This is a genomic window from Mesorhizobium sp. SEMIA396, from assembly GCF_024518615.1.
In the GTDB taxonomy this organism is placed as follows: domain Bacteria; phylum Pseudomonadota; class Alphaproteobacteria; order Rhizobiales; family Rhizobiaceae; genus Mesorhizobium.
In genome coordinates, this window is record NZ_JANIFC010000028.1 from 1 (window position 1) to 9795 (window position 9795).

At 59.3% G+C, this 9795-nt stretch carries 7 protein-coding genes and 2 pseudogenes; 7 read left to right on the forward strand and 2 right to left on the reverse strand.

What is annotated here, in order from left to right; all coding sequences use genetic code 11:
* A pseudogene (locus NP503_RS33035) lies at positions 1-379 on the forward strand (transposase); the annotation flags it as partial.
* Positions 380-575: 196 nt separating this feature from the next.
* Here the strand turns inward: NP503_RS33035 and NP503_RS33040 are convergent.
* Both NP503_RS33040 and NP503_RS33045 read right to left on the reverse strand, forming a co-directional pair.
* On the reverse strand, positions 576-1736 hold the full coding sequence (locus tag NP503_RS33040; RefSeq protein ID WP_206520392.1) for an FAD-binding oxidoreductase: 1161 nt from the start codon (positions 1734-1736) through the stop codon (positions 576-578).
* Complete coding sequence (locus NP503_RS33045; protein ID WP_127268396.1) at positions 1729-3366, reverse strand: NAD(P)/FAD-dependent oxidoreductase; 1638 nt, start codon at positions 3364-3366, stop codon at positions 1729-1731. Before NP503_RS33045 ends, NP503_RS33040 begins: the two co-directional genes overlap by 8 nt.
* A gap of 194 nt (positions 3367-3560) precedes the next feature.
* Here NP503_RS33045 and NP503_RS33050 point away from each other — a divergent pair.
* The 6 genes and pseudogenes from NP503_RS33050 to NP503_RS33075 all read left to right on the forward strand — a co-directional run.
* Positions 3561-3681: pseudogene (locus NP503_RS33050) on the forward strand (transposase); the annotation flags it as partial.
* A 660-nt stretch (positions 3682-4341) separates the two neighbouring features.
* Positions 4342-5949: an ABC transporter substrate-binding protein gene (locus NP503_RS33055; protein WP_127268397.1), complete on the forward strand. Its 1608-nt coding sequence runs from the start codon at positions 4342-4344 to the stop codon at positions 5947-5949.
* A complete protein-coding gene (locus NP503_RS33060) occupies positions 5949-6890 on the forward strand; it encodes an ABC transporter permease (protein WP_127268398.1) in 942 nt (313 codons plus the stop codon). The genes NP503_RS33055 and NP503_RS33060 overlap by 1 nt, the downstream gene beginning before the upstream one ends.
* 1 nt (position 6891) lies before the next feature.
* Positions 6892-7773, forward strand: a complete 882-nt coding sequence (locus tag NP503_RS33065; protein ID WP_127268399.1) for an ABC transporter permease — start codon at positions 6892-6894, stop codon at positions 7771-7773.
* 1 nt (position 7774) lies between these two features.
* Complete coding sequence (locus tag NP503_RS33070; RefSeq protein ID WP_127270363.1) at positions 7775-8782, forward strand: ABC transporter ATP-binding protein; 1008 nt, start codon at positions 7775-7777, stop codon at positions 8780-8782.
* Positions 8779-9795, forward strand: a 1017-nt coding sequence (locus NP503_RS33075; protein WP_127301721.1) for an ABC transporter ATP-binding protein, incomplete at its 3' end; no start/stop codon positions are given. The genes NP503_RS33070 and NP503_RS33075, both read left to right, overlap by 4 nt.

Sequence of the window (9795 nt, forward strand, 5' to 3'; positions counted from 1 at the left end):
AAGCACTGCCCGGCAATCCCTATGACGGCCACACGCTGGCAAGCGTCATCCCCGACATGGAAAAGACCATCGGCAACGAGATCGGCCGCATCCTCGCCGACGCCGGCTATCGCGGCCACAACGCACCCCAGAGCCACAAGCTCAGGGTCTTCACCGCGGGCCAGAAACGCCGCGTCACCCCAGCCATCAAGCGCCAGATGCGACGGCGGTCGGCGGTCGAGCCCGTCATCGGGGCCACATCAAGAACGAACACCGCATGGGCCGCAACTACCTCGCCGGCCAGCAGGGCGACGCCCTCAACGCCATCCTGGCCGCCGCCGGATATAACTTCTCTCTCCTGCTCAGGTGGCTGAAGGGATTTTTGTGGCTTCTCATCGCAGCCTTACAAAGTCAGCCGAAGAGCTCGAAGCCTGATCCCTCTCATTGTTCACGGCCGACGGGACAACCCAACCTCAAGCGAGAACATTTCAGGGGGGCACATCGGGTGCAAGTAATCGAAGCGCATCACTGATGACCAATGCCGCCTGCTTCTTTCGGCAACGCGCAGCGATGCGCTTCTGCTGAGCGCGATGTTTCTAAGCAGCGTCCCCGAATTGGATCGCAACCCAGCCCTGCAGTTGGCGCCAGTTGGGTTCGAGCCTGGCGAAACGCTTCAAGCTAAACGATGAAATGTCTGCGAAGCTGCAGACGCCGTCGACAACTACGTCGCGGATTGCTCGCCCGCTTGACGGCGACAAGCCGAAGCCGACGCTGGACATCGTGGCAACAACCACGTTGGAGAATGTCGAGAGCCGGTCGATCACGGGGCGCCCGTCGGGGGTGTTCTCGATCACACCGGCCCAAGAACGAATAATGCGGGCATGCGCGGCCTTCGGCATCATTTCAACCAAGCGGCGGCCTATATGACCCATCAGGGGGGTTGAGGGGTTGGATATTACGCCTCCCTCGGCTAGTTCCAGCCATTCGTGTGGACCGCCTCCAAAGGCCAGATTACCGCGCAGCGTCTGCCTGCCGTGGAGATCGTTACCATCAACGCCACCATAAGCCATCAGGGGAAGCGGCTCGGTAACGATCATCTCGGCACGCGCGCTTGCCAAAGGAACCTCCTGCCCCAGCATCGCCGAGAAGCGCCCGGTGTATGGCCCGGCTGCAATGACCAGTTGATCGCAGCCAAATAGGCCGCGCTCCGTGTCTACGCCTACCACCCGCTCGCCTTCGGTGCGGAACCCGGTGACCCCGCAGTGCTGCACGAGCTGGCCGCCGTGGTCCTGCATGGCCCACGCGTAGCCTTGGACTGTGCGGTGTGGGTTGGCGTGCCCCCCGAAGTGATAGAAATGAGCACCGGCAACGTTGTCGCCGACGAGTGGAACGAGTTCTCGGAGCCGCGTCCGGTCGAGCAATTCGCACCGGTGTCCATGGCGCTCCATCGCAGCGGCGCTGCGAGTTGCGGCCGCCAATTGCTCCTCGGTCACGGCGACGTGGATGCGGTTTGCAGAGAACTCCGTAGGATAACCGAGCAGTTCATCCATGATTGGCCACAGCCGCAGCATCTCCGGGTAAAGAGGCGAAAAAACGTGTCCGCAGCCCCCTCCGTTACGGCCGGAAGCCTCCCAGCCAACGATGCCCTTTTCTATAACCAGAACATCGACGCCGGTTTGTGCTAGCCACCAGCCAGCACTCAGCCCTGTGACGCCGCCGCCAATGATCACAACGGATGCACCCATGTTCTCAGTCATGGCCGCCTCGCTCATCAAGCGCAGCCGCGGTGGTAACATGATCGGTGGCAACTGTATAAAACTCGGGAACCTCCCATTGGGCTTTCCATTGCGATGGTATTCCAAACCAGAGTGCCCAATGACGGGCCTGATCTGGCGATTCCGGGATTTGGCTGGCAATTTCTAGCGGCAGCGGTCGTACTGGCGCGCGGTAGCCCGCAAGGGGAATTGCCGCTAGCGACGCGCCGGACTGCATGGCCAGCAAAGCAGCTATCTGCTCGCGGCAGCGCCGACCTTGGCACGGTCCCATGCCTGCGCGAGTGAGCCGCTTGACCTGGTCCGGGTTTGGGGGCGCGTCGCCAAGGAGGGTTGAGAGTGAGCGATCGTTGCGGCGCTCGGTTTGCCAGCCAAGATAACGCGGGGGGCGTAGCTCGAGGATCTCGCGGGCGGTAATCTCCTCGCATTGACAGACGTGGAATTCGTCACGCGCAGCGATGACGCTGGCATGTACCCAGGCCAGACGGTAGGCTGCCAGATCGTAGGCCGGCCGGTCGGGTCGCGGCGCTCCATCGTGCGCATGGTCTCCGGCAAGGCCCAGATCATCAAGGATGGTGGCGACTGCCAGTAAGGCTTCGCGTTCCGCGATGCTGGGATCGCACGATTTTGTAGGCCAGATGCCGGCGCTGTCGCCGATCACGAAAATATTGCGCACACTGGTACGCTGACCTGCATCCACCGCCGGCGCATAGCCGCCCCGCTCTGGCTGAAAGGCGACCCTGCACCCGAGCGCTGCGAGAAGATCAATAACCGGCGTGGCTCCGACCGCCAGCACAACGCCGTCGCAAGCGATTCGGCGTTCTTTGCCAACAGCCCGACCGGCTTCATCCAAGGCGGAAATGAGCACTTCTTCAACTGAGTCCCGCCCCAGTACCTCACGCACAACATGACGGGTCAGGAATTCGCAGCCGCCAGCGCGTAATTCGTCTACCATGTGTACGGGACCGACAGCCTCGGCCGCCTGTTCCACGATCCCCGCTATTTCCACGCCGGCCTTCTCGAGTGCTGCGGCAGCCGCCAGCGCCTCAGCCGACGTGCCGAGGATCAACACTCTCCGAGGGTTTAGGGCCCTGAACCGCGTTGCCAGCGAAACCGCCGCCGTGGCACCCATTACGCCCGGCTTCTCCCACCCAGGGAAGCCGAGCCCGATATCGCGTCGGCCGGCTGCGACAATTACGTATTCTGCGCCTATCAGCCAGCCACGTGTCTCGTCGGCCAGACCGGCGATCGTGCCGGGGAGCCAGTGGACACCGGGACCGTTCGCATAAAGACCCCAACAGGCGGTGCCGAGCCGGACGTCAACCCCAGCTTCGAACGCTGTCTGGATAAGTGGCTCGGAAGCGACGAAGCTCTCAAGCATAGCATTGCGGTTGCGCGCTACAGGAGACATGCCCTGTCCGTAGTGAAGCGGCACCTCGTTGCCCATGGTTATGAAGGGAACCGGGTTTTCGTCAATGAGCACGACCGAGAGTCCTCGGCGAGCCGCGTCGATAGCGGCTGCGAGACCAGCAGGACCCGCGCCAACTACCAAGAGCTGGGTCTGTTCCTCGACGATCAGCTCTTTGCCGGCAACAGATTTTTCGTCAATCTTCATGGTTCAAGCCATTCTGGTAACTGTTGCCTTCGTCCGAGGTTCTCCACCCGTTCGGAATGGCGTTAAAGCCGAACGAGCCTCTGGCCGGATTTTCAGGCGCCCAGACACTCTCATCGATTCATCGCTTCAAGGGGCTCCATGTCAAATTCAGTTTGTGAATTGAGCTAATCTGATTTCGAGATGAGCGTGGGCGCGCATGGTTGAGCCTTGTCCCCCGTGAACACTCGACCGGAGGCGAGCAGAAGCTCTGTGGCATCACCAAGCGCGGGAACCGCTACGTCCGCAAGGTCCTCGCTCATGGCGCGCGCTCCTGCTTTCGACCTGGATCGAGCCCGGGATCGCCTTGGACGCTGGCTCGACGGCTTGCAGAGCCAGATGCACCCGAACAAGGCCGTTGTCGCACCCGCCGCCAAGATGGCGCGCGCATTGTATGGGTTGTCCTGACCAAGCCGAGAGCGCTCTACGAACGCAGGCACTTTCATCCACCATCTCGGCGCTAGATGGCCACGATACACAAACTGAATTTGACGACAAGCCCTCCACGATAAAGAATAATCGAAACCATGGCGGTTTAACGGCCAGGAAATACTAAGGGAACTAAGTGGTGTCTGAGCTATGAAGCACTCAGCGGCCCGTAGCATGATGTTGCCCAAACCATCGCCATCCCATCTGAGTCGGCTATCAACTACCGGCTGCACAACGCCACGAGGTTTGATGATCAGATTTGGCTTAGTTTGGTCAGCAATCGCGTTGAACAGGGAGATCGCTGTACACCCGCAGTGGTTCATAGCAAGGAGAGCCAGATAATGGCTCATGGATTACGAATGGCGGATCTCTCCAGATCGACCTGCTCAGATGGCGAGTCTGCTAATCAATGTATAAGTTGAAAATCACGAAGTCGCCGCAAGTCGCTCCATAGTAACTTAACCATTAGGCGTGCCTTGAGCCGCCGTTAAGAAAAAGGGGAACTAGAATATGACAATCTCTCGACGCGACCTCATGAAGCTAAGTATGGCGGCTGGAACGGCTTTGTCATTCCCCTCGATCTTGCGTGGGCAAACATTGCCAACGGACGCTCGGACGGTTCGGATGGTAATGGTTGAGCTCCAAATCTTTGATCCGGTGTTCACGACAACCGACCCCACCGTTTTCCACAGCTTGGGCGTTTATGATACGCTATTCGCCCCCGACAGCAAGCTTATGCCACAACCGCAAATGGTCGGGAAGTGGGGCGTTTCCGACGATAAGAAGACTTATAGTTTCGAACTCCGGGATGGTTTGAGTTGGCACGATGGCACTGCGGTCACCGCAGCCGATTGTGTGGCCTCGATCCGCCGCTGGGCCCAAGTGGCTCCGGGCGGACAGTTGATCATGTCTCGTGCCAAGGATATCTCGAAAAAGGACGACAAAACTTTTGTAATTACGCTCACCGAACCTCTAGGGGTACTGATCGATCTGCTGGCTACGCTGTCAGCGCCGGTCCTGTTTATTATGCGCGAAAAGGATGCAGAGCGACCTGCGACCGAGCAGGTGACCGCGAACATCGGATCGGGTCCATTCAAGTTTAACCATGCTCTTGCCAGGCCGGGTGCGAATTTCACCTATGATCGCAATGAGAAATACGTGCCGCGCAGCGAGGCTTCTGACGGGTTTGCAGGCGGTAAAGTCGTTAAGGTCGATCGTGTCATTTGGGAAAACGGCGGCGATGCGCAGACTAATCTGGCTGCTTTGCAAGCAGGGGAGCTTGATTTCCTTCGCGATGCACCTGCGGATTTCTATGCTGCGATCGAAAACGACCCCAATCTTGAACTTCAGGTCCTGAATAAAACTGGCAACGACATGTGCGTGCGCATGAATCACCTTCAGAAGCCATTCGATAACGTGAAAGCGCGTCAGGCAATACTTCACTTGGTTGATCAGGAGGCGTTTCTGCGCGTTACTGCCCCTGATCCAAAGTATAGTCGACCCGTCACTTCGATATTCGGAAACAGTACACCTTATTCCAATGACGAGAACACAGGATGGTTCAAGAAGGGCGGCGACCCGAAAAGGGCCAAGCAGCTCTTCCAGGAGGCGGGATATGCTGGTGAGAAGGTTGTTATTCTCGACCCCACGTCTTGGGCCGCTGCCAGCAATGCCTCACAGCTTCTCGCAGCCGAACTACGCAAGATTGGTGTCAACGCTGAGCTTGCGCCAAGTGACTGGGGTGGGATTGTGGCGCGCCGGGGCAACAAGGGTCCTGTTGAGAGCGGTGGCTGGAGCATTTTTATCACCGATGATTTCGATTACGCCCAAGGCGATCCAATGACCGCGGTCTTCCTTGGCGCGAGCGGGGAAAAGGCCGCCTGGTTCGGCTGGCCTAAGAACGACGAATTTGAGGCGCTTCGGCTCAAGTGGCCGGATGTCGAAACTCTTGAAGAGCGACAGGCATTGGCTCGCAAAATGCAACGAATTTGGTGGGAATTTGTCGGTGACGTCAGATTAGGTCAAATTGTATCCCCGAGTGCTCACCGCAAATCGCTTACCGGACTCGTGGAGATGCCATACGTTGCCTGGTGGAATATGCAGAAAGCCTCAGGCTGATGGCGACGTATATGTTGCGCAGGATAGTTTCGGCCATGGCCGTCATGGTGATGGTCGGAATTTTCATCTTCCTGCTTCTCAGGCTGGCGCCGGGTGACCCAGCGGACATGATTGCCGGCAAGTCGGCCACGGCGGAGATGATCGCCGGCATCCGGGAAAAGTTGGGGTTGAATGACCCAATGCCGGTCCAGTTCATACGATGGGCGCGGGATATGCTTGACGGCGATTTCGGCACCTCGATTTTTGCCGGACGCCCTGTTCTTGAGCTCATTTCGCAGCGGCTTGAGCCGACTTTTTCCCTGTCGCTCCTGACGATGATGTTTTCGGTGACGGTCGGGGTTTCTTTCGGCATCCTTGCCGCTTGGCGAACTGGCGGTTTCATCGATCGCGCCCTCACCGCCTTTTCGGCACTTGGCTATTCCGTCCCGGTCTTTGTCATCGGCTATTTCCTCATATACTTCTTCGCTATCAGGGCACACTGGCTGCCGGTCCAGGGATATGCGCCGATCGATGGTGGCCTTGGACCTTGGTTCGCGCACCTGGTCCTTCCCACCGTGGCCCTTAGTCTTGGCTACATTGCATTCATCGCCCGGGTTACGCGGGCGAGCATGCTCGAGGTCCTCTCGGAGGACTATATGCGAACCGCCGCTGCCAAGGGCGCTTCGTCCTATGCCATGCTTTTCCACCATGCCTTGAAGAATGCCGGCGTCCCGATCTTGACCGTCATCGGCATAAGCTTTGCCTATCTGATCGGCGGAGTGGTCCTTACCGAAACGGTGTTCAACATACCCGGTATCGGCCGCCTGGTGGTGGATGCGATCAACAACCGCGACTATCCCATCATCCAGAGCGTGCTCATCCTGACGTCAGGTCTCTACGTCCTTATTAATCTCGCAGTCGATCTGGCCTACACGCTGATCGATCCCCGGATCCGGTACTGATATGACACTGCTCTCCCCGCCAGTTGAATACATTCCTACCGGCCGCTTTCGAGTATCTGACCTGCCTCGCATAGCAAGGCGTCATCCGCCGGTGATGATAGGCGGCGGACTATTGGCGTTGTTGATCCTCCTAGCACTCGCTGCCCCGCTGTACGGCGGCGATCCGATGAACATGGATCCATTCAATCGCCTTCAGCCACCTTCCGCGAAGATGTGGTTCGGAAGTGATCATCTGGGCCGGGACGTGTTCGCACGCACCGTATTCGGTGCCCGAGTTTCTCTACTGGTGGGATTGATGTCGGCGGCAGCCGCAGCTGTGGGCGGGCTTATTATCGGTATTATCGCCGGTTACAGTCGCGGTTTCGACAATGTCGTCATGCGGGTCATGGATGGCCTAATGTCGATCCCGACTATGCTGCTGGCCATTGCCCTTATCTCTCTGACGGGTCCCGGCATCGGCATTCTCATCGTCGCGATCACGATTCCACAGATGCCAAGCGTCACCCGGCTCGTTCGTTCGGTGGTTCTGAGTGTTCGCGATCGCCCTTACGTTGAGGCCGCCGTCTGTGGAGGCGCACGCCTGCCAAAGGTGCTGTGGAGGCATATCGTGCCGAGTACCATTCCGCCGCTTATGGTCCAGAGCGCCATAGTCTGCGCAGATGCGATTCTGACAGAGGCCGGACTGAGCTTTCTCGGCGTCGGCGTGCCGCCCGAGATCGCTAGTTGGGGCAACATGATCTCGAATTCTCGCCTGTTTCTTGCCATCGCTCCTATGACAATCTTCGCCCCCGGTATCTGCCTCGCCGTCACGGTCCTTGCGGTCAACCTTTTGGGGGATGGCCTGCGCGACATGTTCGATCCCCGCGCCAAGCGGAGGCGCTGACATGCAGATGCATCAAGCCGCAGGGAATGACTTGCTTCTCGATGTCCGAAACCTCGAAACGCATTTTTTCGGCGAAGACAGTGTCACCCGCGCCCTGGGCGGCATCAGCTTCCAGGTAATGAAAGGCGAAACGCTTGGGGTCGTCGGCGAATCGGGATGCGGGAAGAGCGTCACTGCCCTCTCCATTCTTCGCCTGCTGCCGAAGCTGAGCGCGAAGACTGTCGGCGGTGAAGTCCGCTTCCACGGACGCGACCTCCTCGACCTGTCCGATCGTGAGATGCGAAAAATTCGCGGCGACCAAATCGCCATGATTTTCCAAGAACCGATGACCAGTCTGAACCCGGTTTATACGGTCGGCCGCCAGATCGCAGAGGCGGTGCAGATCCACACGAAAGCCTCCCGCTCGGTGGGCATGGCAAAGGCCGAAGAGATGCTCCGTCTCGTCCGCATCGCGGACCCCGAGCGTCGCGTCAACAACTATCCGCATGAGATGTCGGGAGGCATGCGCCAGCGCGCCATGATCGCCATGGCTCTTGCCTGCTCACCGGACCTGTTGATTGCCGACGAGCCGACTACGGCCCTCGACGTCACAATCCAGGCACAGATTCTGCGACTCATCGTCGACCTGAAAGAGCGCACAGGAACGGCAGTGATGTTCATCACGCATGATCTGGGCGTTGTCGCCGAGACGTGCCAGCGGGTGATCGTAATGTATGCTGGGCGGATCGTGGAACAAGCGAACGTGATAGATTTGTTCTCGCGTCCGGCGCACCCGTACACCCAGGGCCTCATGCGATCGGTGCCTGACCGGCGGCGCGGCCGACAAAGTCGCCTTCCGGAAATTCCCGGGATTGTGCCAAGCCTTCGCGACCCCATTGTGGGCTGCAGCTTTGCGCCACGCTGCTCGTTTGCGATCGACATTTGCCGCGAGAAAACACCCATTCTGAGTGATGTCAGGCCAGGCCACGCCGCCGCTTGCTGGCGCGCCGAAGAGGTGATGGGAGCATGAGTGGTCCTTTGCTGACAGTCGAGAACCTGACTAAGCACTATCCGCTCGGCGCGGGATTCTTTAGGAAGAGCATTCCCGTGGTGCGGGCGGTCGAGGATGTATCCTTCTCGGTCGAGGCGGGCGAGACACTCTGCATCGTCGGCGAATCCGGCTGCGGCAAGTCCACTGTGGCGCGGCTCTTAATGCGGCTCGTGGAACCTACGGGCGGACGCGTTCTAATCGACGGGAACGACATTGCTGGCCTCAAAAAGCAAGCGCTCCACGCGTTTCGCCGTCGGATGCAGATGGTCTTTCAGGATCCTTACTCGTCGTTGAACCCCCGCCTCAGCGCCGGACAGATCATCACCGAGCCCCTCGAGAATTTCGAGCGCCTCAGCCGGAAGCAGCGCAACAAGCTTGCTGCGGATCTTCTCCAAAAGGTCGGAATGTCCCCCGAGATGATGAACAGGCTCCCCTCCGAGTTGTCGGGCGGCCAGCGTCAGCGGCTCGGCATTGCGCGGGCACTAGCGCTCAATCCCTCGCTCATCATCGCCGACGAAGCGGTGTCAGCTCTTGACGTCTCGGTGCAGGCGCAGATCTTGAATCTGCTTCTGGACCTCCAGAAGCAGATGGGTATCGCTTTCGTCTTCATCTCGCATGACCTTGGTGTCGTGGAGCATATCGGCCATCGCGTTGCGGTCATGTATTTGGGGAGGATCGTGGAGCTTGCGCCCTGCGAGGCGCTCTTCGCCAAGCCGATCCACCCCTACACCGAGGCGCTGATTGCGGCCGCTCCGGTCCCGGATCCCACGCGAGTTCGACTAGAAGCACCCGTTGAGGGCGAGGTGCCGAGCCCGATCAATCCGCCCACCGGGTGCGCGTTCCACCCGCGCTGCCCGCTCGCCGTCGAGCGCTGCCGCAACGAAGTCCCCCCTTTGGTTCCAATGGCAGACGGGCGCGTCGTGGCCTGTCATGTGCGGGCTCCGGCCAGAGCCGCGTCTCCGAAACCGGCTGAGGCGGTCAAATCCTCGCTA

Coding starts and splice junctions, on each gene's coding strand:
- NP503_RS33060 (WP_127268398.1), top strand. CDS start 5,949: ATGGCGACGTATATGTTGCGCAGGATAGTTTCGGCCATGGCCGTCATG.
- NP503_RS33065 (WP_127268399.1), top strand. CDS start 6,892: ATGACACTGCTCTCCCCGCCAGTTGAATACATTCCTACCGGCCGCTTT.
- NP503_RS33070 (WP_127270363.1), top strand. CDS start 7,775: ATGCAGATGCATCAAGCCGCAGGGAATGACTTGCTTCTCGATGTCCGA.
- NP503_RS33045 (WP_127268396.1), bottom strand. CDS start 3,366: ATGAAGATTGACGAAAAATCTGTTGCCGGCAAAGAGCTGATCGTCGAG.
- NP503_RS33040 (WP_206520392.1), bottom strand. CDS start 1,736: ATGACTGAGAACATGGGTGCATCCGTTGTGATCATTGGCGGCGGCGTC.
- NP503_RS33055 (WP_127268397.1), top strand. CDS start 4,342: ATGACAATCTCTCGACGCGACCTCATGAAGCTAAGTATGGCGGCTGGA.